This is a genomic window from Lysinibacillus pakistanensis (assembly GCF_030123245.1).
Lineage (GTDB): Bacteria > Bacillota > Bacilli > Bacillales_A > Planococcaceae > Lysinibacillus > Lysinibacillus pakistanensis.
Genome location: NZ_CP126101.1, coordinates 3,875,093 through 3,898,997, shown reverse-complemented (window position 1 = coordinate 3,898,997; position 23,905 = coordinate 3,875,093). Strand labels below are relative to the sequence as shown.

General features: G+C 37.0%; 19 protein-coding genes. 18 read left to right on the top strand and 1 reads right to left on the bottom strand.

The genetic code is table 11. From position 1 onward, the window contains the following. Nucleotides 1–19: 19 nt before the first annotated feature. Together pyk and QNH24_RS19450 are read left to right on the top strand one after the other, a co-directional pair. Nucleotides 20–1,780: a pyruvate kinase gene (gene pyk, locus QNH24_RS19455; RefSeq protein ID WP_283869148.1), complete on the top strand. Its 1,761-nt coding sequence runs from the start codon at nt 20–22 to the stop codon at nt 1,778–1,780. A gap of 211 nt (nt 1,781–1,991) precedes the next feature. Next, nucleotides 1,992–2,381 carry an FxsA family protein gene (locus QNH24_RS19450; protein WP_283869147.1) on the top strand — a complete coding sequence of 130 codons (390 nt, stop codon included), beginning with the start codon at nt 1,992–1,994 and terminating at the stop codon, nt 2,379–2,381. On the opposite strand, the gene QNH24_RS19445 is transcribed toward QNH24_RS19450, so the two are convergent. Further along, nucleotides 2,365–3,330 carry an AI-2E family transporter gene (locus QNH24_RS19445; RefSeq protein WP_283869146.1) on the bottom strand — a complete coding sequence of 322 codons (966 nt, stop codon included), beginning with the start codon at nt 3,328–3,330 and terminating at the stop codon, nt 2,365–2,367. The genes QNH24_RS19450 and QNH24_RS19445 overlap by 17 nt on opposite strands. A gap of 252 nt (nt 3,331–3,582) precedes the next feature. On the opposite strand from QNH24_RS19445, the gene citZ reads away from it, so the two are divergent. The 16 genes from citZ (at nt 3,583) to QNH24_RS19365 (ending at nt 23,741) form a co-directional block, all read left to right on the top strand. Then, complete coding sequence (gene citZ / locus QNH24_RS19440; RefSeq protein WP_283869145.1) at nt 3,583–4,698, top strand: citrate synthase; 1,116 nt, start codon at nt 3,583–3,585, stop codon at nt 4,696–4,698. Nucleotides 4,699–4,778: 80 nt separating this feature from the next. Next, complete coding sequence (gene icd, locus QNH24_RS19435) at nt 4,779–6,041, top strand: NADP-dependent isocitrate dehydrogenase (protein WP_283869144.1); 1,263 nt, start codon at nt 4,779–4,781, stop codon at nt 6,039–6,041. 178 nt (nt 6,042–6,219) lie between these two features. After that, nucleotides 6,220–7,158: a malate dehydrogenase gene (mdh, locus tag QNH24_RS19430; RefSeq protein ID WP_283869143.1), complete on the top strand. Its 939-nt coding sequence runs from the start codon at nt 6,220–6,222 to the stop codon at nt 7,156–7,158. Between the two features lie 219 nt (nt 7,159–7,377). Next, nucleotides 7,378–7,818 carry a MaoC/PaaZ C-terminal domain-containing protein gene (locus QNH24_RS19425; RefSeq protein ID WP_283869142.1) on the top strand — a complete coding sequence of 147 codons (441 nt, stop codon included), beginning with the start codon at nt 7,378–7,380 and terminating at the stop codon, nt 7,816–7,818. A gap of 52 nt (nt 7,819–7,870) precedes the next feature. Beyond that, on the top strand, nt 7,871–8,587 hold the full coding sequence (locus QNH24_RS19420; RefSeq protein WP_283869141.1) for a response regulator transcription factor: 717 nt from the start codon (nt 7,871–7,873) through the stop codon (nt 8,585–8,587). Next, nucleotides 8,584–10,119 carry a two-component system histidine kinase PnpS gene (gene pnpS / locus QNH24_RS19415; RefSeq protein ID WP_283869140.1) on the top strand — a complete coding sequence of 512 codons (1,536 nt, stop codon included), beginning with the start codon at nt 8,584–8,586 and terminating at the stop codon, nt 10,117–10,119. Before QNH24_RS19420 ends, pnpS begins: the two co-directional genes overlap by 4 nt. Before the next feature lie 371 nt (nt 10,120–10,490). Beyond that, on the top strand, nt 10,491–10,859 hold the full coding sequence (locus QNH24_RS19410; RefSeq protein WP_054770907.1) for a CidA/LrgA family holin-like protein: 369 nt from the start codon (nt 10,491–10,493) through the stop codon (nt 10,857–10,859). After that, nucleotides 10,856–11,569: an LrgB family protein gene (locus tag QNH24_RS19405; RefSeq protein WP_283869139.1), complete on the top strand. Its 714-nt coding sequence runs from the start codon at nt 10,856–10,858 to the stop codon at nt 11,567–11,569. Before QNH24_RS19410 ends, QNH24_RS19405 begins: the two co-directional genes overlap by 4 nt. Nucleotides 11,570–11,784: 215 nt before the next feature. Further along, on the top strand, nt 11,785–12,762 hold the full coding sequence (gene hflK, locus QNH24_RS19400; protein WP_283869138.1) for an FtsH protease activity modulator HflK: 978 nt from the start codon (nt 11,785–11,787) through the stop codon (nt 12,760–12,762). Further along, nucleotides 12,762–13,772, top strand: coding sequence for a protease modulator HflC (gene hflC / locus QNH24_RS19395; RefSeq protein ID WP_283869137.1), 1,011 nt, complete (start codon nt 12,762–12,764; stop codon nt 13,770–13,772). The genes hflK and hflC overlap by 1 nt, the downstream gene beginning before the upstream one ends. A 212-nt stretch (nt 13,773–13,984) precedes the next feature. Beyond that, nucleotides 13,985–14,398 carry a DNA polymerase I gene (locus tag QNH24_RS19390; RefSeq protein ID WP_283869136.1) on the top strand — a complete coding sequence of 138 codons (414 nt, stop codon included), beginning with the start codon at nt 13,985–13,987 and terminating at the stop codon, nt 14,396–14,398. 817 nt (nt 14,399–15,215) lie between these two features. Further along, a complete protein-coding gene (locus QNH24_RS19385; RefSeq protein WP_283869135.1) occupies nt 15,216–18,125 on the top strand; it encodes an S-layer homology domain-containing protein in 2,910 nt (969 codons plus the stop codon). Nucleotides 18,126–18,352: 227 nt separating this feature from the next. Continuing rightward, nucleotides 18,353–20,980 (top strand): DNA polymerase I, encoded by a 2,628-nt coding sequence (gene polA / locus QNH24_RS19380; RefSeq protein ID WP_283869134.1) that lies wholly within the window; start codon nt 18,353–18,355, stop codon nt 20,978–20,980. 12 nt (nt 20,981–20,992) lie between these two features. Continuing rightward, a complete protein-coding gene (gene mutM / locus QNH24_RS19375) occupies nt 20,993–21,865 on the top strand; it encodes a bifunctional DNA-formamidopyrimidine glycosylase/DNA-(apurinic or apyrimidinic site) lyase (protein ID WP_283869133.1) in 873 nt (290 codons plus the stop codon). A 13-nt stretch (nt 21,866–21,878) separates the two neighbouring features. Then, on the top strand, nt 21,879–22,481 hold the full coding sequence (gene coaE, locus QNH24_RS19370) for a dephospho-CoA kinase (RefSeq protein WP_283869132.1): 603 nt from the start codon (nt 21,879–21,881) through the stop codon (nt 22,479–22,481). A gap of 237 nt (nt 22,482–22,718) precedes the next feature. Next, nucleotides 22,719–23,741: a glyceraldehyde-3-phosphate dehydrogenase gene (locus tag QNH24_RS19365; protein WP_283869131.1), complete on the top strand. Its 1,023-nt coding sequence runs from the start codon at nt 22,719–22,721 to the stop codon at nt 23,739–23,741. Nucleotides 23,742–23,905 lie beyond the last annotated feature (164 nt).

Sequence of the window (23,905 nt, the reverse complement as noted above, 5' to 3'; positions counted from 1 at the left end):
AAAACGGAGTGGGCAGAAAATGAGAAAAACTAAAATCGTATGTACAATTGGTCCGGCAAGTGAGTCGCCAGAAACTTTAGAAAAACTGATTGAGGCAGGTATGAATGTTGCCCGCTTAAACTTTTCACATGGTTCACATGAGGAGCATGAAGTACGCATTAATTTAATTCGTGAAGTTGCACAGAAATTAGGTAAGCCAGTTGGGATATTACTCGACACTAAAGGTCCTGAAATTCGTACACATAATATGAAAAACGGGGAACTACATTTATCAGCAGGTCAAGTAATTGATATTTCAATGACTGAGGTTGAGGGTACAGAGACTAGCTTCTCTGTCACATATGATCGTTTGATTGAGGATGTTGAACAAAACTCTATTATTTTGTTAGATGATGGACTTATTCAGCTACGTGTCTTAGCGACAGATATGGAAAAAGGTCTTATTCATACAATTGTTGAAAATGCGGGTGTTTTAAAAAATAAAAAAGGTGTGAATGTACCTGGTGTTTCTGTCCAGCTTCCTGGAATCACAGAAAAGGATGCGCAGGATATTTTATTTGGCATTAAGCAAGATGTAGATTTTATCGCAGCTTCGTTCGTGCGTCGTGCGAAGGATGTGCTAGAAATTCGCGAGCTACTTGAACAAAATGGTGGCAGTCACATTCAAATTATCCCAAAAATCGAGAACCAAGAGGGTGTCGACAATATTGATGAAATCATCTTAGTGTCAGATGGATTAATGGTAGCTCGTGGTGATTTAGGAGTAGAAATTCCAGCTGAGGAAGTTCCGTTAGTACAAAAGAAATTAATCTTAAAATGTAATCAAGTAGGGAAACCAGTAATTACTGCTACACAAATGTTAGATTCAATGCAACGAAACCCGCGTCCAACACGAGCAGAGGCAAGTGATGTAGCGAATGCGATTATTGATGGCACAGATGCTATTATGTTATCTGGTGAAACAGCAGCAGGTCTATATCCAGTGGAGTCTGTTCAAACAATGAATAAAATTGCGCAGCGTACAGAAAACTCTTTAGACTATAAAGCAATTGTTTCTGCGCGTAGTAGAGAAAAAGAGGCAAATATGACGGAGGCTATATCTCAGGCTGTAGCATATACGTCGATCAACTTAGGAGTAAAGGCAGTTTTAGCTCCGACTGAAAGTGGTAATACAGCTAGAATGATTGCGAAATATCGCCCAGGTGTACCAGTTGTTGCCGTAACTGGGTCCTCTAATACAGCTCATACACTAACTTTAGTTTGGGGAGTATATCCAGTTGTTTGTCAGCGTGTGACAACTACCGATGAAATTTTAGAGCTAGCTGTTGATGAGAGCTTAAAGCATGGCTATGTAACGCATGGCGATGCAGTTGTTATTACAGCTGGTGTACCAGTAGGTGAAGCAGGTACAACTAATTTAATGAAGGTTCACATTATTGGAGATTTATTAGCTCGTGGTCAAGGAATTGGCAAAGCTTCAGTAGTAGGAAAAACGGTTGTTGCAAAAAATGCAGCAGAGGCACTAGCCTATGATACAGATGGCTGTATTATAGTAACTGTTGGATCTGATCGCGATATGATGCCAGCGCTTGAAAATTGTCTTGGTTTGATTACGGAAGAAGGTGGACTTACAAGCCATGCAGCAGTAGTAGGTCTGAGCTTAGGTATCCCTGTTATTGTTGGAGTAAAAGAAGCTACAACATTGATACGTCATGGTCAAGAAATCACAATGGATGCGGAAACGGGCGTTATTTATAAAGGACATGCCAGCGTTCTTTAAGAAAGGAGCTCTAGTGCAATCGACTGTACTAGAGCTTTTTTCTAAACATAACAAACACTTTTTATACATAAACATTCTTCATTCGTAGCATGCTTGAATATAAATAGATTGATCTCTCTACATGATGTTTCATTTGTTTTTTTAATGAAACAAAATGGGCTATAATAACGTATAAGAGGTATAGCTTTTTTTAGATAGAAGGGAGAAAAATATGAGAAAGGTTTTTCTTGGTTTCATTGTCTATGCATTAGCCGAACTGGCGTTATTAATAGTAATTGGTCAAAATATTGGTGTTTTCAATACATTATTGCTCATTGTTGCAACAAGTATTATAGGTATTTATGTAGTGAAAAATAAAGGTATGAATTCTGTGCAAAATGTTAAAAATACGATAGCACAAGGAGAGGCACCAGGCCCTGCCTTAATTGATACCGTGTTAACTTTTAGCGGTGGTGTATTACTAGCTTTGCCAGGATTTTTAACGGATTTAATTGGTTTGCTACTACTTATGCCTTTTTCTCGTAAAATGTTCCAACCAATTTTTTATTATTGGATGCGTAAAAAAATGAAAAAAGGGAATTTTATTATCGTTCAAAAATAGCGTTTTCCTTTAGCTTAACCGCTAAAAATAAAAAAAATGGGCTTAGTAAAATACCATAAAAACCAAATAATAAAATGGAGGCAGCACTGATGAAAAAGGTGTGGAAGGTACGTAATTGTAGCGTATTTGACCAAAGCATGGATTCAGCTAGCTGCCTTGTTAATTGGACGAATAAATATAACACCAAAATTGCAACACATAAAAAGGTATTGCCCGTGAAGTAAAAATAAATGCTCATAGGTACAAGAAATACACCAATGCCAAAGAAAGGCAGAACATCTGTGAAGGCTACAATAAAAGCTTTAATGATAGCTTGTTCAAATTGAAGCAGCATAAATCCTGCACATAGTATGAGTAACGTAATTGTGAAAAGCTGAAATTCCACGAATATAAAGTAATGAAATAGCTGCATTACTTTAGAAAAATGTGACTGCCATTCATTGCGATATTTTTTTGGCACATATCGAAAAAACCAATAACGGGATTTCCGAGTTTCTAATAGGGCGAAATAGTAGGCAACAAGGAATATAAATACTTCAATGACATGCTTCATAATTAATTGAAAAATATTCGCTATATAAATTAAAATCGAATCAAAAATAGACAACGATTTTTCCTTCAAAACTTGAATAAACATGGATTCATATTCATCGAAAAGTGGGAAATTTTGTAGTGTATCTCGGATTTCAGGAAAGATATAAATGACGCTATTGATGGATATAACAGCAAGAAAAAAGATACAAGAAAGTATTAAAATTTCCACAATGATTGCTGCAAGCCAATAAGCGACCCTACAATAAGAGTGAAGAAATTTTATGATAGGATACGTCGAAAAAGATAAAAAAATTGCAAGTGAAACAGGTAATACGAACCAAAGTATTACCAAATAGAAAATGAAAAATAAAACACTTGTAGTTCTTTCGTATGAAAAATACTTAATATTCCTCATTTTTACAAATTCACCCCATTTCAAAAGTTAAATTAATGTCAAAATATACAATAAAACCTCTTTAGAGCGTATATATAATCGCTCGGGCGCCTTTTTCTTTAATTAGGTGATTTTCATTCACAAAGCTGTCAAAAATGATTATAATAGCAATGTAAGCGATTTACTTAATGGTTCATATGAGCAAAGTACGTAAATGTGACGAACTAAATACATTTACAACCAAAAAATATAAGTATGAGGGAGCGATAATTTATGTCAGCAACTAAAGGATTAGAAGGTATCGTAGCAGCGGAATCTAAAATCAGTTCAATTATCGATGACACACTTACATATGTTGGTTACAACATTGATGATTTAGCAGAGAACGCGTCATTTGAAGAAGTAGTTTATTTATTGTGGCACACTCGTTTACCAAAAGAGGACGAGCTAGCTGAATTAAAACAACAATTAGCAGACAACATGACAATTCCGCAAGCAATTGTAGAGCAATTCAAAACATACCCACTTTCAACTGTACATCCAATGGCTGCACTACGTACTGCAGTATCTTTACTTGGTGTATTCGATGAAGAGGCAGATGTTATGGATCCAGAAGCTAACTACCGTAAAGCTATCCGTTTACAAGCTAAAATTGCTACAGTAGTTACTGCATTTTCGCGTGTTCGTAAAGGTTTAGAGCCAGTTGCGCCAAAACCAGAATTAGGATATGCAGCAAACTTCTTATACATGCTTAAAGGTGAAGAACCAGCAGCAATCGAAGTTGAAGCATTCGACAAAGCATTAGTATTACATGCTGACCATGAATTAAATGCATCTACATTCACAGCGCGTGTATGTGTAGCTACATTATCAGATGTATATTCTGGTGTAACAGCAGCTATTGGTGCATTAAAAGGACCACTTCATGGTGGTGCAAATGAGCAAGTTATGAAAATGTTAACTGAAATTGGCTCACTTGATAAAGTTGAATCTTACATTCAAAATAAACTAGACAACAAAGAAAAAATCATGGGCTTTGGTCACCGCGTATACCGCAAAGGCGACCCACGTGCACCACATTTACGTGTTATGTCACAAAAATTAACTGAACTAACTGGTAAACCAGAGCTATATGAAATGTCAGTTAAAATCCATGACATGATCGTAGAACAAAAGAAATTACCTGCAAACGTAGACTTCTTCTCTGCGTCAGTGTATGATTCTTTAGGTATTGATCATGACCTATTCACACCAATTTTCGCAGTATCACGTACTTCTGGTTGGGTAGCTCATATTTTAGAGCAATATGCTAACAACCGCCTAATCCGTCCACGTGCAGAGTATGTTGGACCAGGCATGCAAAAATATGTTCCAATCAGCGAGCGCTAATTTGGAAAATATGCTAGAATATTTGGGACTGTGTTACTGATAACACAGTCCTATGATTATGAATTTAGGAGGCAACAGCAATGTCAAACAAAATTGTAGTTGAAAATGGCGTACTTAATGTACCAAACAATCCAGTGATTCCTTTCATCGAAGGTGATGGAATTGGTCCAGATATTTGGGCTGCAGCATCACGAGTAATCGACGCAGCAGTTGAAAAAGCATACAACGGTGAAAAGAAAATCGAATGGTTAGAAGTTTTAGCTGGTGAAAAAGCATTCAACCAAACTGGTGAATGGTTACCACAAGAAACTTTAGACAAAATTAATGAATACCTAATCGCAATTAAAGGTCCTCTTACTACTCCAATCGGTGGTGGTATCCGCTCTCTAAACGTAGCATTACGTCAACAGCTTGACCTATATGTGTGCTTACGTCCAGTACGTCACTTTGATGGAGTACCTTCTCCAGTTAAACGCCCAGAAGACGTTGATATGGTTATCTTCCGCGAAAACACAGAAGACATCTACGCTGGTATCGAATTCGAATCTGGTTCTGAACAAGCTCAAAAAATCATCAACTTCCTACAAACTGAATTTGGTGTTAACAAAATCCGCTTCCCAGAAACTTCTGGTATCGGTGTAAAACCTGTATCTAAAGAAGGTACTGAGCGTTTAGTACGTTCTGCTATCGAATATGCTATTAATCATAAACGCCCATCTGTTACTTTAGTACACAAAGGTAACATCATGAAATTCACTGAAGGTGGGTTCAAAAAATGGGGTTATGAATTAGCTGAAAAAGAATTTGCTGATCAAACATTCACTTGGAACCAATATGATGCAATTAAAGCTGAACAAGGTGAAGAAGCAGCGAACAAAGCACAAGCTGACGCTTTAGCAGCTGGTAAAATCTTAGTGAAAGATTCTATCGCTGATATCTTCTTACAACAAATCTTAACTCGTCCAAATGAGTTCGATGTAGTTGCAACAATGAACTTAAACGGTGACTATATCTCTGACGCATTAGCTGCACAAGTTGGTGGTATCGGTATCGCTCCAGGCGCAAACATTAACTATGTAACTGGACACGCGATTTTTGAAGCTACTCACGGTACAGCTCCAAAATATGCTGGTCAAGATAAAGTAAACCCATCTTCAGTATTACTTTCAGGTGTATTAATGCTTGAACACTTAGGATGGCAAGAAGCTGCTGACATGATTACTAAATCTGTTGAGAAAACAATTTCTTCTAAAGTTGTAACTTATGACTTCGCACGTTTAATGGACGGCGCTACAGAAGTGAAATGTTCAGAATTCGCGAATGAGTTAATCAAAAACCTATAATTTTCTATTGTAATATAGAAATAATAGGTAAGCGGATGCTTTATTCTGCCGATATAATTAGGGTAAAATGTATTTAGTTTAATAAAGTATTACGATGAACTTGTTTAATCGAGGGAGGAGATGGTATTCTCCTCCCTCTTTTAAAATATATAACCTAATTTTAAAGGAGCGTATTTAAATGTCTCTGAAACGTAAAAAAATTTCAGTAATCGGTAGTGGTTTTACAGGTGCTACAGCTGCATTTTTAGCAGCTCAGAAAGAACTTGGCGACGTCGTATTAGTTGATATTCCACAAGCAGAAAACCCAACAAAAGGAAAAGCTCTAGATATGTGGGAAGCTGCACCAGTGCAAGGCTATGATTCGTATGTGAAGGGTACTTCTAACTATGCAGATATAGCCGATTCTGATGTAGTCCTTATCACTGCTGGTGTTGCTCGTAAACCAGGGATGAGTCGTGACGATCTTGTTCAAATTAATCAAGGTGTAATGAAGGCTGTTTCTAAGGAAATTGCTGCTCATGCACCAAATGCAACGATTATCGTGCTCACAAACCCAGTAGATGCTATGACTTATACAGTTTACAAAGAAACTGGTTTCCCAAAAAATCGTGTTATCGGTCAATCTGGTGTACTTGATACAGCTCGCTTCTGTGCATTTGTTGCAGAGGAACTTAATATCTCGGTGAAAGACATTACTGGTTTTGTTTTAGGTGGCCACGGTGATACAATGGTACCACTTACTCGCTATTCATTTGCTGGCGGCATACCATTAGAAACATTAATTCCTGCTGATCGTCTTGAAGAGATTGTAAATCGAACACGTAATGGTGGTGCAGAAATCGTTAATTTACTTGGTAATGGCTCAGCATACTATGCTCCAGCAGCAGCACTTGTTGAAATGGCTGAAGCAATTATTAAGGATCAAAAACGTATTTTACCATCCATTGCATATTTAGAAGGCGAATATGGCTACACTGATTTGTATTTAGGTGTTCCAACTTTACTAGGTGCAAATGGCATCGAAAAAATCTTTGAGCTGGACTTAACAGACAAAGAAAAAGTGGCTTTAGATAATTCGGCAGAAGCAGTCCGCAATGTTATGAAAGTTTTAGCTTAATAAAAAGCTTATGAAATCGAGTGGGAATCATTCCTACTCGATTTTTTTGTTTAATAATAGTCTGTCTATATAAAATGTAAGTGACAAATAGACTATATTCCTTTAATTACTAATGCATCCTATGCTTATCAATAAAATGGTTATTCTGCTTTTCGTTGTACTTTTAGAATAAAATTGATACTATGAAGATAGTATGATGAAAAAGGGGTTGGCGTATCTTTGCTTCAAAAAAACAGTAAGCTTGGTCTCACAATAGATGAAATTACAGTTGGCGAGAAGATTCATATTACTGAAAAGATAGAGGATAAGGATTTACTGCTTTATTTAGGCCTTACGAATGATAGTAATCCGCTTTATATTCAACATGATTATGCTGCGATGACGCCTTTTCAAAAGCCAATCGTACCTACAATTATGTTAAATGGTATCATTACGTCAGCTGTGTCAAAGTATATTCCTGGACCAGGTGCACGAATTATTGAGCAACATTTAAAATATTTAGGACCTCTCTATCATTATGAATTATTTGATACGCTTTTAGAGGTAACAGAAGTAAATAAACTCCAAAATATAATTACTGTATCTGTCCACTCCTATAATGAGCAAAAGCAGCTTGTGATAGAAGGAACCTTATTGGTGACACCGCCACTTGCGCTATAGACGTTTTAAGATTTGAAATGGGGGTTTCAAATCACTAACGGAGGCATTATTAATGACAAAAACGATTTTAGTTGTAGAAGATGAATTTTCTATTGCGACATTATTGAAATATAATTTAGAACAGGCAGGCTATGTTGTAGAAACAGCTGCAGATGGGCAAGAAGGATTGGATAAAGCAATTGACTTACAGCCGGATTTAATTCTCTTAGACTTAATGCTTCCAAGACTTGATGGTATGGAGGTATGTAAACAAATACGTCAACAACGTATGAATACACCTATCATTATGTTAACCGCAAAGGACGATGAATTCGATAAAGTTCTTGGTCTGGAGCTGGGAGCAGATGATTATATGACGAAGCCTTTTAGCCCGCGTGAGGTATTGGCGCGAGTGAAAGCTGTGTTAAGACGTTTCACACAAAATGTTGTATTAGACAATAAAGATGAACCTCAAGAGAAAATGTATGAATTTGGACAATTACGTGTCTTTCCTGAGCGTTTTGAAGTATTTTTACAGGATGAAGCATTGGAATTCACACCGAAGGAATTTGAGTTATTGATTTATTTGCTTGAAAATAAAAATCGTGTTTTAACACGTGATCAGCTATTAAGTGCTGTATGGAAATATGACTTTGCTGGTGATACAAGAATTGTGGATGTACACATCAGTCACCTTCGAGATAAAATTGAGGAAAATAGCCGAAAACCAATGTTTATCAAAACAATTCGTGGTCTTGGCTATAAATTCGAGGAGCCGAAGACAACATGAAATCAATGAGCAACCGCTTATTCGTGACATTCATGCTTTTACTCGGAACAATACTAGCTGTCCTAATGATTGTAATAGGTCAGCTTTTTCCTGTTTATATAGAACAGTATGACGAACAGGCGAGCCTGGAGAAGCAAGAATTCATCAATCAAGTACTAGATGAACGAAAAATTGAACTCTCGAAGGAAGATAGGGAGGCTATCAATAGAGTCCAAAATGCAGGGGAACAGCATAAAATTTTATCGAGTGTTCGCGCTCGATTATATGTGGTTCTCGTTATTCTTTTTACTATAGCACTAATTTTGATTGCAATTGTCAGTCGTTATATGATTCGAAATTTCACTGCACCAATCGATAATGTAACCGAAACAGCGCTAGAGCTCGCTAAAGGGAATTACCGTGCTCGTGCCCATGAGAACGAGCAGGAACGCATGATGCCATTAAGCCATTCTATTAATATTTTAGCGCGTAATTTACAGGACATTACGACGATACGTGAAGTCGAAGAGGAACGGCTAAAAACGTTAATTGAGAACATGGGAAGCTCACTTATGATGATTGGACGTGAAGGCAATATATCGATTGTGAATCGTGTATTTTTAGAGCGTTTTGGCATGCAAATTGACGATGTTCAAGGAAAGGTCTTTCGTACAATAGGCTTACCTAAATCACTTGAGCAATTTATCGACCATGTCTTTCTAACAGAAATGCCTTATCGACAGCAAATTAAAATGGAAGTACAACAGGAACTATATAATAAGGAAGTGTATGGGGCTCCTGTTATTGGAGATCATGGTCGTTGGCTTGGTGTTGTTATTGTTATGCATGATATTACAGAGCTTGTCCGTTTGGAACAAATCCGAAAGGACTTTGTGGCAAACGTCTCCCATGAATTACGGACACCAATTACCTCGATTAAAGGTTTTTCAGAAACTTTATTGGATGGTGCCTATAAAGATGAAAAGATGTTACTATCCTTTTTAGAAATTATTTATAAAGAAAGTAATCGTCTACAAATGCTGATTCAGGATTTATTGGAACTATCGAAAATCGAACAGCATGGTTTTACCGTGAATATTATGCCAATGGGCTTGCAGGACGTACTTATTCGAGGTGCAGAATTAACAGGGCCCCGTTTAGATGAAAAAAATATGAGCTTCCATGTGGATATCGAACGCGATGTTGAAGTGATGGGAGATGCCAATCGAATCATTCAAATCGTAACAAATTTAATCACGAATGCGATTACGTATTCCCCAGAAAATACAACTGTATCAATCCGTTTAAAGGAAAATGAAAAGTATGGAATTATTGAAATAGAGGATCAGGGAATTGGAATCGAAAAGCACGAAATTGCTCGTGTCTTTGAACGATTTTATCGTGTGGATCGTGCCCGAAGTCGAAACTCTGGAGGGACAGGCTTAGGGCTCGCTATTGTGAAGCATTTAGTAGAGGCGCATCATGGGCGTATTCAGGTAGAAAGTGAAGTCGGTGTTGGAACTAAGATGATTGTCATGATTCCGAAGAATTAACAATCTCTTTACAAAAGCAACATGTAACATTCACAAAGGGAGCTTATACTTATTTAGTAGAAACCCCCTATATAATCGACAAGTCTGTAAATAAATCATGTATCATTTTTTACATTTTAATGACCGCTTTATAATTGCCATGGAAGAATCTATTGCCAAATTTTTTGGTGATAGATTCTTTTCTGTTTTACACTAGACGAAAATAGGTGTAAAGTATAGTAGCATAAAGTTTAACTGATAATTTCAATGTTTAGTTGAACTAAATAATTGGGCTTTTATGGACAGTGAAATGAATACAGCTATTAAAAGATAAAGTATGATTTTCACTGTGTTTTCCTTAGAAGCAGGACAAAATTGAAAGAAGGATGACCATGAAAATCGTCAAAAGTATCGTGCAAATCGGCTATCTTTATATACTATTATTTGTTGGAAATAGTATTGCACGTCTACTTCACTTGCCGATTCCAGGTAGCATAATTGGACTAGTTTTATTATTTTTACTTTTGCAGTTTCATATGATTAAACTTGAATGGATTGAGTTAGGAGCAGGATTATTACTAAGTGAGCTATTGTTATTTTTCATACCATCTGCAATTGGCATAATTGATTATGATTCACTGTTCGGTGTGCAGGGTGTGAAGGTTGTTCTTGTGATTGTCGTGAGCGCTATTGTTGTCATGTTTACAACAGGCTTTACTGCACAGTGGCTAGAGCAACGAAAGAAGGGTGATGCCGCATGAGTTATTTCATAGCTATAGCAAGCTTAGCGGGGACAGTAGCTATATTTTACGCATGTAAAATGTTGTATCTTAAATATAAAAAAGAGTGGCTTACGCCCATGCTTGTCACACCCATAATAATAATTTTACTATTATTATTAACAGGTACTTCCTATCAATCCTATAATGCAGGAGCAAATATTTTATCCAATTTATTAGGACCAGCAACAGTTGCATTTGCTGTTCCAATTTATAAAAATTTTAATTTATTAAAAAAGCATGCTCTTGAAATATTTCTTAGCATTGCAGTTGGTTCAGCCGTCGCTATTATATCCTCATTTATTATGGCATTAGTTGTTGGCCTAAATAATGAGCTTGTTCATAGCCTAGTACCACGCTCAGTCACTACACCAATTGCGATGGATATTTCTAATATGATAGGTGGCTCGCCTACCTTGACTGCCGTTTTTGTGATGACAACGGGAATATTAGGAAGTCTACTTGCTCCGTTAATCATAAAAGTTTTTCGCTTTCATAGACCCTCATCCAGAGGTTTAATGTTAGGAATGGGAGCTCATGGTACAGGTACCTCTAAAGCCTTTGAATTTGGTGAACTCGAAGGAACCTTTGCCAGCCTTGCGATGATTGTAGCAGCCTTAATTAGCATCGTGCTTTCTACAACATTGTTCCCAGCATTTGAACATCTAGTTGTAAATATCCTGTTGCCTTAAATGGTGACAGGATTTTTTGTTTAAGATGGAGATGAATGCCCAAGGACTCTTAGTTACAAACAAGCTAGTCAAAGGAAATCTGTAAGGCTCGAAATTGGATGAAGCAGGATATATGTCAAACTGCCTACAATAAAATATTAGTTTATTAAAATATTTTGAAACCTTTTAAAAAGTGTTCCGTATACAATAGTACTAAGCATAAGGGAGGAACAAACATGAGTGTGAAAAGGACACTAATGATGGTGGGTCTTGGAATTTTCGGCATTGTTGCACTTATTGCTGTATTTACATCTTGGTACACAGTAGATGAATCAGAGCAAGCAGTTGTTATAACATTCGGTCGTGCCGATGATACAGTAACAGAACCAGGCTTACATTTTAAATTACCTTGGCCTGTCCAATCGGTTGAGGTTTTATCAAAAGAAACATTTAGTTTACAGTTTGGCTATAAGCAAAATAAAAAAGGGGAATTAGAAGCTTATGATGCTGAAACGAAAATGATTACAGGAGACGAAAATATTGTATTAACAGACCTTGTCGTCCAATGGAAGATTACAGAACCAAACAAATATTTATTCAATTCACAAGACCCAGAAAAAATATTACATAGCGCTACGTCGAGTGCGATTCGGTCAATTATTGGAAGCTCCAAAGTTGATGCAGCGTTAACTGAAGGAAAAGCGGACATAGAAGCAAAATCACGAGATTTACTCGTCACCCTTATTGAAAAATACGATATTGGTATAAGTGTTCTAGGGGTAAAATTACAGGATGTTGAATTACCAAATGCAGATGTGCGAGCGGCCTTTACAGCGGTTACGGATGCACGTGAAATGAAAAATACAAAAATAAATGAAGCAGAAAAATATGCGAATCAGCGTACTAATGAGGCTAACGGTGAAAAGGATGCGATTATCTCGAAGGCTCAAGGTGAAAAAACAGCCAGAATTGAACAGGCTCAAGGGGATGTAGCTGTCTTTAATAAAATGTATGAGCAATATAAAGGAAATCAGCAAATTACACGTGAGCGTTTAATCTTAGAAACACTTGAGAATGTATTACCAAAAGCACAAATTTACATTATGAATGATGATGGCAGCACAATGAAATACTTACCTCTTCAAGCACTACAGCCCGTAGAACAGAAGCAAGAGCAGAAACAAGAAGAGAAAAAAGAAGGGAGTGGTAACTAATGGATCAAAAAAATAAGGATCTTGAAAAATTCTTAAATTTTTTATCGGGCAAATCCAAAAATACTACTCCAAAGGAAGGAAACTCAGAGGATAATGTCATCAAGATGTCGAAGAAGGGTCCGATGAATCCAAAGAAATATATTTCTCTTACTGTAACCTTAACAGCCGTTTTTGCCATTGCTATTATATTATTTGCAAATATTTATATTGTTAAAGAATCTGAATATGCAGTGGTTAGACAGTTTGGGGAAGTGGTGAAATTTCAAAGTGAGCCCGGCTTGAAAATAAAGGTTCCATTTATTCAAAGCGTAACGAAGCTACCAAAAAACCAAATGACGTATGAAATTTCTGAAGAGGAAATTAATACAAAGGATAAAAAACGAATAATAATTGATAATTATGCAGTTTGGCGTATTACAGATCCAAAGCAATTAATTTCGAATGCAGGAACAATTGAAAAAGTTGAAACACGTATGGAAGAGTTTATCTATTCAGTTATTCGCTCAGAGCTTGGTCGAATAGAATATACAGAGATTATTAATGATGAAAACTCTTCACGTGGTAGTATCAATGATGAAGTCACAAAACGTGTTAATGAATTGCTCTCAAACGATAAGTATGGAATTGAAGTAGTGGATGTTCGGATGCGCCGTATCGACTTGCCAACTGAGAATGAGCAAGCTGTGTTTACGAATATGATTTCAAAACGAGAATCAATCGCTCAAAAATACCTATCAGAAGGTGATGCTGAGAAGCGTCGTATTGAAGCACAAACAGATAAGAAAGTGCAAGAAATGCTAGCAAAAGCTAAAAAGGATGCTGCGCTAATCCAAGCAGAAGGAGAAGCGGAGGCAGCGAAAATCTATAATAAATCATTTTCTCAAGATCCTGAATTCTATTCACTGTATCGTACTTTAGAATCCTATAAGAAAACGATCGGTGAAGATACGGTTATTATTTTGCCATCTACTTCACCGTATGCAAAGGTATTATCTGGCTATATCAAATAATTCTGTAATCCTTGCAGGGGTTAAAATAAGAAGTCGCCTACCAGTTTGGTGTGGCGACTTTTCTGTTTTTAATAATGTGTAAACTTATAAAATTTTATTATTATTAATTTATATAGTAAGTAAATAATAGAAATTTATAAATTTCTATATCGTAGATTACTATAATCTGATAGAATAATGATGTTTAGAATGAAAAAATGGGGGTAATAGCTGTGAAATTACAAATTAGTACCTGGCTACAAAATTTAGGTATAGCCAGTAGTATTGCATCGTTGTTTACACTTTTCTTCCGTCTATCAGATTTTGAATGGATAACGAAAAGTGTTTATCATATACCGGTATTTTTTGTCATTTTGTTTTTAGGAAGTTTAATTATTGCTGAGGATGTCCGCAAAATATGTAAAAGAATATTTTGGTATGAAAAACGCAAGGTTAAGCGTCCTATTTGGCAAGTTGGTATTGGTTTTATTTTCTTTTTAGCACAAATTAGTATGGTGATGGTATTTAGTAAAGAGCTGACACAGCCACAATTGGGTGGGATGCCCTTATTTTTAGTGTTTGCTTTTATGAATGCGTTTATCTTAACGATTATATATGAAGAAATATTTTATCGTACATCAAATTAATAGCATGCATTAATGAACTTTCATTCAAAGGATTGTCTCTTTTGAATGAAAGTTTTTTTCATTTATTTATCTTGATTCAGCAGGGCATACAAATACCCGTTCCATTGTGTTGGCCTAAAGTCTCTGTTGGATGTCACGTATTTTGAACAGGAGCTTTTCGGGGGAGCTTGAAAAAATCCTGACGAAATTACGCTACGGGAGTAATTGATTATGAGTGACTACAGATTGAGGTCATGGTGTTTTCTGCTTAATCATCGAATCTTATTTTCTAATATTAGCGCTCAAAGTGAAATATTAACATTCATCAGTATTGTCTTCATTTTATCTATAGTACATTTAGGAAGTATTTACTTACAGCTATAAGTAATTATTACATGGATAAAGGATAAAAGAGCGAAAGGAGAAAGTTTCTAAGTACTCATCATCCTGTGCGACCAGAGCTAATGAAGGGAATTATTTTGCTGTGACAAAAAAATGATGTCGAATAGCGCCACGAGTATTAACGTTCATTTTAAGAAAATTATATTTTTTAACCTAATTTTAACCTTTATTATGTATGATGATGAGGATTTTCCAATTGTATATAACATTAAAAAGTTTAGGAGGGAATGACGGAGAGGGAAGTTTTTCAACAAATCTCTGAGTTTAATTGCACAACTTATAGAATTAAATAGGAAAAAAGCTGTCACTTTATTTAAAAAAGGTTTTATTCACCATCTTAAAAAAATAAATGATAGCCAGAGTAACTTGAAGATGCTACGTAATAATGTTAAAGGGTCATGGCCTATTCCTTTACTATCTTGCTAGGAGGAAAATTATGAAAAAAAATAAGCTATTTATTGTAGCGACTACTACTGCGGTGGGAGTAAGTACTATAGTAACAGGTATATGCACTACTGTAGAAGCAGCAACGACCAATTTTTCAGATGTACAAGAGGCAAATAGCCATTATACAGCCATTATGGATTTAGCACAGCGTAATATTATACATGGTTTCCCGGATGGTACATTTAAGCCAAATGAGTTTGTCACATTTAAGCAAACAGCGAAAATCATTGCGGGTATACTCAATTTAGATGCTAGTGATGAACAAGAATGGGTAGCTTTACAAGCAGCAGGTCTTATGGATAGCTCATTAAATCCAAATGATCCTATTACACGCAACGACATGGCAAAGGTCATTACGAAGTCATTAGGGCTAACTGCATCCGGTAATGTGTCGATACCCTTTACAGATGTGTCAGCAGAACATCAGCAGGCAGTGACAGCACTATTTGAATATGGGATGACAAAAGGAACATCGGCCACTACATTTAGTGGAGGTAAGTTTGTGACAAGAGGACAGCTCGCTTCATTTATTGTAAGAGCTGAGCAGATCATAAGGCAAGTTTCAACAGATACAGGTATTGCAGGGGCGACCGTTACAGTGGAGCACATTCACAACAACAAGGTTACAATTGGGGGGCGTGAATGGCCAATTGGCAAAAATGCAAAGACTATATTAAATGATAAAAACGCTGCTGCTTTAGTAAATGCACAGCTAGATGTTATTGTGGTGAATGGTGAAATCGCTGAGGTATTAGCGATTGATTTATACACATCTGGACAGCAAGGTGCAAAAGTTGTGCTGGATGGGGGCAATACCTCTATAGGCAATATCGTAGTTCATGCAGATTTTGTTGAGCTGAAAAATATGGTTGTCACAGGGGATATTCGTGTCCTAGGGCGAACAACTTCTATAGCACTGAATCAACTAAAGGTAAAAGGGGAGCTATACCTAGAAGAAGGTGAAGCTTCAAAAACGGCATCACTTAACAAAGTAGCCGTTATTAATGACAACCCTATTACGGTTGAAATGACTAGAAGTGAATTTGTAGCTCTTCTTGTAAAAAGAACGGCATTTATTAACTCAGATTCATCGCTACCAGTCGTAACTCATTTAGGAAGTAATTTACAGATTAATGCACCTAATATAGGGCTGCTTAATTGGGAATCGCCACCTGAAGGCTCACAATTAAGCGGAAATGCAGATATTGGAACAGTCACGATTGGTGCTGAATATGAATTTAGGTTACAGCGAATGCAAAAGCAGCTTGAAGCCAGTCAAGTCTTTTTAAGAGAGCAGCAACAATTGCAGGAGCAAGAGAAAAAAGCAATATTGACTAAAATAAGTGATTTAACAACTGAATCAGTAGGCTTGCAACAGCAGATTAATGATTTAACAAAGGTTAAAAGGACACCAATACAAGATAATCAATTAGCTCTATTAAGACAAAAATTGCAACAGATAGAAAATGAGCTACTTTCTCTAAGAGTACTATCAAACCAGCAGCAATCTAGTAATAACCCAGCAGGAATACCCAATTTGCCAGGATTATTCCCTTCAGTTGAACTAACAACACAAGTGGAAGAAAGAATACGACAGATACAAGAAGAGTCAAGAAAGCTGCAACAACAAAATGAAGATTTTAAAAATCTATTAAAGACTGCTTTACAAATTAATGGAACAATAAATATTGGTAATATCATTGTACCATCACCTGCTGTTTCAACCTTCACTCTTGGACCGGATGTCCGCATTCATAATATGATGACAGATATTTCTAGAGAAGCGCTGCTTGCAATATTCACAAATGTTCGTCAAGGGCAAATTAAAACATTAATATCTGCGAAGGGCCAACAAACACCTTTTAACCCAATGCCTGCAGAGGCTACAGACAGTGGTTCAAGTAGTAACAGTGGAAGTAGTTCTGGTGGTAATAACACAGGTGGAGGAAATACAACAACACCTGTAGATACGACAACCCTTAAAAAAATGATTAGTAATGCGAAGGAACGACTTGTAGCCGTGCAAAATGGAGATCACCCTATATCTGAAAATGGCTTTGATATTCCACATGCACAGCAATGGATACCTAAAAAAGCAACAGACGCACTGCAAGCAGCAATAACTGAAGCTGAAGCAATGGTAGCTAAAGTAGCTCAAGGACCAATGGGTTACCAGCGAGTCGCTTCTTTAACAAATACGAATATTTTACTAGCTAACACACAAACAGATATTAATCGTATGGCAGAAAAATTAGAGAAGCTGATGAATTTACAACCAATCAATGGGTTGAAGGAGATAGCAACAATCCAACGTCTATTAAATGACAAAGAGATTACAAGCATACCAGACATCGAAGAAGTAACTGTGGGCAGATTATATGAAGCGATAGAACAATTGTTAAGGAACGAATTCGAACTTGAACAAGAGCCTCTAACTGTTGAGGAGCAGGAATTGATTATCGCCATGTTAAGGGAGTTTAAACAACATATTCAAATCATTGACAATCAAGTAACGATTCCATTAAATGAAGCCGTTTCATATACAGACCCTGTGACAAGTCAAACATCAGAGCTTGTACCAGCAATATCAGCACAACTGACACTTGTGCAACCACAACCGCTTGTCATTAATGAGGTCTCTTATATAGATAATGAGAATTTAAGGCTCACGTTCTCTTCAAATATCGAGATACCAGAGGGCGAGCAATTTATATTTATGATAAATGACTCATTAACCCCGCTGTATGGAACAGTAAGTAGCAGTACAGGAAATAGTGTAGTCATTCGAATTGATGGTACTGTCCCATTATTTGCAACCTTTATACACATTGAACGTGAAAGTAAACCTGAACATAACCTTTTGAAAGAACCATTTACAATGGAAAATACAAACGTTTGATAGTAAGTAAGAAAGTCAATCGCCATGAGCGGTTGGCTTTTTTGATAGGAATGGCAATCCTAAGGGACTAAGATAGCACAATGAGACACATAATGTTTTTTTGTGTGAAATGCATTGTTATTGTTGGCAAAATGGCTGTTTTCTCGATAAAGTAGAAAGAAGAGGCATTTTCAAACATACGTTTTCGTTTTACAATTAAGTAGAAGAGAACGCAGGAGGATAAAATCATGACAAAGGAAAAATTACTATTATTGGACGGTAATAGTTTAGCGTATCGCGCGTTTTTTGCGTTGCCATTGTTGACGAATGATAGTGGCATTCATACTAATGCTGTATACGGCTTTACAACAATGCTACAAAGAATATTAGAGGAAGAACAACCAACAAAAATCTTAGTTGCTTTTGATGCTGGGAAAACAACATTCCGTCATGAAACCTTTACGGAATATAAAGGAGGGCGACAAAAGACTCCGCCAGAATTATCTGAGCAATTCCCTTATTTACGTAAGCTCATTGACGCATATGGTATTAAGCAGTACGAGTTAGAACTGTATGAAGCGGACGATATAATAGGAACACTTGCTAAAGAAGCTTCATCACAGGATATCGATGTCATCATTGTTTCTGGAGATCGTGATTTAACACAGCTCGCCACAGAGCAGGTAACTGTGTACATTACTAAAAAAGGTATAACTGAAATTGAGAAAAATACACCAGCTTATATTGAAGAAAAATATGGCTTAACCCCTTCGCAGATAATTGATATGAAAGGGCTTATGGGGGATGCTTCCGATAATATTCCTGGAGTACCTGGTGTCGGTGAAAAAACGGCTGTTAAATTGCTGAAAGAGCATGGTTCAGTAGAGTCGTTATATAAAGCGATGGATACATTAAAGGCTTCGAAAATGAAAGAAAAATTAGTAGCCAATGAAGAGCAGGCAATCATGAGTAAAAAGCTTGCAACCATTTTTACGGATGCACCGATAGAGGTTGCACTTGCTGATCTTGCTTACAATGGTCCGAATGAAGAAGAGCTAATAAGTGTCTGGCGGGAGCTTGGCTTTAAATCACTGCTAGAAAAAAGTGATTTTTCTGTCCAAGAAGAAGAACAAGCACCATTTGACTATGAAATTGTGCAGGAAGTAAAGCAAGAACACTTAAAGGATGTTATGGCAGTGCATTTGGAGCTGGCGGACGAACATTATCACACATGTCAGCAACTAGGCATTGCTCTAACTGATGGAGCGAAACCAATTTACGTACCTTTTGATATAGTGGCTAAATCAGATGTTCTTCGTCTATGGCTAGAGGATGCGACAAAAATAAAGTATATGTCAGATTCAAAGGCAGCCCAAGCGGCATTAAGACGTGCAGGGATTCGTTTAGCAGGAGTTGATTTTGATTTATTGCTTGCTTCTTATATCAATAATCCTGGGCTAAGCGGAGATGATGTAGCAACACTTGCGAAGGAACTTGGCTACCGTGATGTGCAGGCAAATGAGACCGTTTATGGTAAGGGTGCCAAACGAGCTATACCTACCATTGATACACTAGCAGAGCATGCAAGCCGCAAAGCTTTTGCTGTGTGGTCAGTACAGCCAAAGCTTGAGGCATTGCTAAAGGAAAACGAACAATTTGATTTATATAAAAATCTAGAACTCCCATTAGCTTCTATACTGGGCGAGATGGAAAATGAAGGAATTACAGTCAACCGTGCTACTTTAGAGAAGATGGGACAAGAATTGAATGACAAATTAGTTATTATTGAGCAAGAGATTTATACGGAAGCTGGAGAAGCCTTTAATATTAATTCACCAAAACAATTAGGGGTTATTTTATTTGATAAGCTTGGACTGCCAGTTATTAAAAAAACGAAAACAGGCTACTCAACGGCAGCAGATGTGTTAGAAAAATTAAAATCGGAGCATGCGATTATTGAGCATATTCTTTTATATCGTCAGTTAGGTAAATTACAATCAACCTATATTGAAGGCTTGCTTAAAGAAATTCATAACGAGGACGGCAAGGTGCATACCCGTTTTCAGCAAGCATTAACGGCTACAGGACGTCTAAGCTCTACAGATCCAAATTTGCAAAACATTCCCATTCGTTTAGAGGAGGGGCGCAAAATCCGTCAAGCATTTGTACCATCAAAAGAGGGCTGGATACTGTTTTCTGCTGACTACTCACAAATTGAATTACGCGTTCTGGCACATATGTCAGAAGATAAAAACCTTGTAGAGGCCTTCCGTGAAGGGATGGACGTTCATACACGTACAGCAATGGATGTTTTCCATGTATCAGCAGATGAGGTTGATAGTAATATGCGTCGTGCAGCAAAGGCAGTTAACTTTGGAATTGTCTATGGAATTAGTGATTACGGTTTATCACAAAACTTAGATATTACTCGTAAGGAAGCGGCAACATTTATTGAAAAATATTTCGCAAGTTTTCCAGGGGTAAAACAGTATATGGATGATATTGTGCAGGATGCGAAGTTTAATGGTTATGTCACTACGATTTTAAATAGACGTCGATATTTACCTGATATCACAAGCTCCAATTTCAATATACGTAGCTTTGCAGAGCGCACTGCCATGAATACACCTATTCAGGGAAGCGCTGCAGATATTATTAAAAAAGCAATGATTGATATGGATACTCGCTTGAAAAAAGAGAATATGCAGGCAAAGCTTCTTTTACAGGTGCATGATGAATTAATTTTTGAAGCACCTAAGGAAGAGATTGCATTGCTTGAAAAAATTGTTCCTGAGGTTATGGAGCATGCCATAGAGCTTACCGTACCGTTAAAAGTGGACTTCAACCATGGAGCAACTTGGTACGAAGCAAAATAAGGAGGGATTTAAATGCCTGAATTACCAGAGGTTGAAGGTGTCGTCCAGGCATTAAAGCCTAAAATGGAGGGACGGACAATCCAACAGGTGCAGCTTTCTGAGGTAATTCGTTTTTCCTTTGGGGAAGGAAAAAAATGTATTATCAAGCAAGCTGAGCCTGATGCCTTTGAAATGTCCTTAACCCAAATGACCATTACAAAAATCGAGAGACGTGCAAAGTATATCTTTTTTCATATGCGTAAAGAGAATGTTCCATATGTGCTTGTTAGTCATTTAGGGATGACAGGTGCATGGTTTGTGGTGAATTCGCCAGAGGAAATCAATGAAGCGAAATTTCAAAAGCATATACATGCTACTTTCAAAATGTCAGATGGCGGTTTTTTAATTTATTCAGATATTCGCCGTTTTGGTGAACTTCGTTTTTTAGAAAAAATTGAAGACCATGTACCGTTAACAAAGATGGCACCAGAGCCATTCGATGAAATAGCTTGTGATTATTTTATTGCTCAATCAAAATTACCAAAATATGAGAAGAAATCCGTAAAGGAAGTCATTATGGATGGACAGGTAATTTCGGGTTGTGGCAATATTTATGCAACTGAGGCATTATTTGCTCAAAAAATTCATCCAGCTCGCAAAATGAACCGTATTAGTGAAAAGCGTAAACGTGCACTATTTGAAGCGATTGTTACTGTTTTACGTCAAAGCATTAACGCAGGAGGTTCAACGATTTCAGATTATCGTAATATTAATGGTGAGGCTGGAAGCATGCAAAATCGACTTCAGATGTATGGGAAAAAGATGTGTCCAGTGTGTGATACGGCAACGAGCCAAATGACAATTGGTGGGCGCACGTCTGTCTTTTGCCCAAATTGTCAACATTAAAGGGGAATAAGCGATGATTATCGGATTAACAGGAAGTATTGCCAGTGGAAAAAGTACCGTTGCGAAAATGATAACAGCTCTTGGTTTGCCAATTGTCGATGCAGATATTGTAGCGCGCGATGTTGTGGAACCAGGAACGGAAACACTAGCATTAATCGCTGAGCAATTTGGACAAGATATTCTGCTGGAAGATGGCACTTTAAATCGTGCTAAACTTGGCGATATTATTTTCCATGAGCCTGCAAAGCGTAAAATTTTAAATGATATTATGCATCCAGCTATTCGTCAGGAAATGCTGCGCCAGCGCGATGCCTATTTAGAGGCTGGCAACAAGCATGTCGTAATGGATATCCCACTCCTATTTGAAAGTAAGTTACAGCATTTCGTTGAGCGAATCATTGTAGTTTCTGTGAGCGAGGAAGTCCAGCTTCGCCGTTTAATGGAGCGCAACAATTTGTCGAAGGAGGATGCATTAGTGCGAATGCATTCACAGCTCCCAATGTCAGTGAAGGAAAAGGGAGCACATGCAGTTATTTACAATAATGAAAATTTAGGACAAACAGAGGACCAATTGAAAAAAATTCTTACAAAATGGGATGTTATAGATGCTAATTAAAATCCTGTAAATAAAGACGTTTTTTCATTGCCTGATGCGTAGTAAGCATATCTTACTACGCATTTTTTATGTTTGCTTACGCCATAATAGGGATAAAATTTGACAAAATTATTTTTCAGAAAATAAGAACTTTAATATTATGAGTATATAATGTTCATCTTTTTTAAAATTGTGTTATACTAATCACCATAAAGTATATAATTAATCTGAGTATGTACTCACAGGAGGATTTTATAAATGACAGTATCAATTGCTATTAATGGTTTCGGACGTATCGGACGTATGGTTTTCCGCCAAGCGATCGTACAAGAGGGTTTAAATATTGTTGCTATTAACGCGAGCTATCCAGCAGAAACGTTAGCACATTTGATTAAGTATGACACAAATCACGGAACATTTGAAGGTACGGTTGAACCAGCAGGCGATGCTTTAATTGTAAATGGTAAACGTGTTCAAATTATTAGCGAGCGTGACCCTTTAAAATTACCATGGGCTACAATGGGTGTAGATATTGTTATCGAAGCAACTGGTAAATTTAATGATCGTGAAAAAGCTGCGATGCACTTAGAAGCAGGGGCAAAGAAAGTAATCTTAACAGCACCAGGTAAAAACGAGGACGTAACAATTGTTTTAGGTGTAAATGACGATAAACTTGATATTGCAAAACATGATGTTATTTCAAATGCATCTTGTACTACAAATTGCTTAGCACCAGTTGCGAAAGTATTAAATGACACATTTGGTATCGATAATGGCTTAATGACAACTGTTCATGCCTATACAAATGACCAAAAGAACCTAGATAATCCACATAAAGATTTACGTCGTGCACGTGGATGCGCGCAGTCAATCATTCCAACATCTACAGGCGCTGCAAAAGCATTGAAATTGGTATTACCAGAATTAGAAGGAAAAATTCATGGTATGGCACTTCGTGTTCCAACACCAAACGTATCCTTAGTGGACCTTGTAGTGGATTTAAATACAGATGTAACAGTAGATTCTGTTAATGCTGCATTTGTGAATGCTGCTACTGAAGGACCAATGAAAGGAATTTTAAACTTCTCAGTTGAGCCTCTAGTATCTTCTGATTACAATACAACAACTTACTCTTCTACAGTTGATGGACTTTCGACAATGGTAATGGGTAGCCGCAAAGTAAAAGTACTTGCCTGGTACGACAATGAATGGGGTTATTCTGCACGTGTAGTAGATCTTGTGAAAAAAGTGGCAAACGCTTTAGAAACAGTTAACGCATAATAATTATACTAAGCACATTGAAATCCTGGTGATTTCGGTGTGCTTTTTTGTTAGAGTAATAGTTTTTGAATGAGCTTTTTAAGGAAATTCACTTGAAAAATTGTTGGCATCTATACTTGTACTTTCTGCTTTCAGGGTTTATCATGAGCACACTAGCGTGAATG

What these genes read in the sequence shown, in the direction of transcription:
- pyk (WP_283869148.1), top strand. Translation starts at nt 20, where the DNA reads ATGAGAAAAACTAAAATCGTATGTACAATTGGTCCGGCAAGTGAGTCG.
- QNH24_RS19450 (WP_283869147.1), top strand. Translation starts at nt 1,992, where the DNA reads ATGAGAAAGGTTTTTCTTGGTTTCATTGTCTATGCATTAGCCGAACTG.
- QNH24_RS19445 (WP_283869146.1), bottom strand. Translation starts at nt 3,330, where the DNA reads ATGAGGAATATTAAGTATTTTTCATACGAAAGAACTACAAGTGTTTTA.
- citZ (WP_283869145.1), top strand. Translation starts at nt 3,583, where the DNA reads ATGTCAGCAACTAAAGGATTAGAAGGTATCGTAGCAGCGGAATCTAAA.
- icd (WP_283869144.1), top strand. Translation starts at nt 4,779, where the DNA reads ATGTCAAACAAAATTGTAGTTGAAAATGGCGTACTTAATGTACCAAAC.
- mdh (WP_283869143.1), top strand. Translation starts at nt 6,220, where the DNA reads ATGTCTCTGAAACGTAAAAAAATTTCAGTAATCGGTAGTGGTTTTACA.
- QNH24_RS19420 (WP_283869141.1), top strand. Translation starts at nt 7,871, where the DNA reads ATGACAAAAACGATTTTAGTTGTAGAAGATGAATTTTCTATTGCGACA.
- pnpS (WP_283869140.1), top strand. Translation starts at nt 8,584, where the DNA reads ATGAAATCAATGAGCAACCGCTTATTCGTGACATTCATGCTTTTACTC.
- QNH24_RS19410 (WP_054770907.1), top strand. Translation starts at nt 10,491, where the DNA reads ATGAAAATCGTCAAAAGTATCGTGCAAATCGGCTATCTTTATATACTA.
- QNH24_RS19405 (WP_283869139.1), top strand. Translation starts at nt 10,856, where the DNA reads ATGAGTTATTTCATAGCTATAGCAAGCTTAGCGGGGACAGTAGCTATA.
- hflK (WP_283869138.1), top strand. Translation starts at nt 11,785, where the DNA reads ATGAGTGTGAAAAGGACACTAATGATGGTGGGTCTTGGAATTTTCGGC.
- hflC (WP_283869137.1), top strand. Translation starts at nt 12,762, where the DNA reads ATGGATCAAAAAAATAAGGATCTTGAAAAATTCTTAAATTTTTTATCG.
- QNH24_RS19385 (WP_283869135.1), top strand. Translation starts at nt 15,216, where the DNA reads ATGAAAAAAAATAAGCTATTTATTGTAGCGACTACTACTGCGGTGGGA.
- polA (WP_283869134.1), top strand. Translation starts at nt 18,353, where the DNA reads ATGACAAAGGAAAAATTACTATTATTGGACGGTAATAGTTTAGCGTAT.
- mutM (WP_283869133.1), top strand. Translation starts at nt 20,993, where the DNA reads ATGCCTGAATTACCAGAGGTTGAAGGTGTCGTCCAGGCATTAAAGCCT.
- coaE (WP_283869132.1), top strand. Translation starts at nt 21,879, where the DNA reads ATGATTATCGGATTAACAGGAAGTATTGCCAGTGGAAAAAGTACCGTT.
- QNH24_RS19365 (WP_283869131.1), top strand. Translation starts at nt 22,719, where the DNA reads ATGACAGTATCAATTGCTATTAATGGTTTCGGACGTATCGGACGTATG.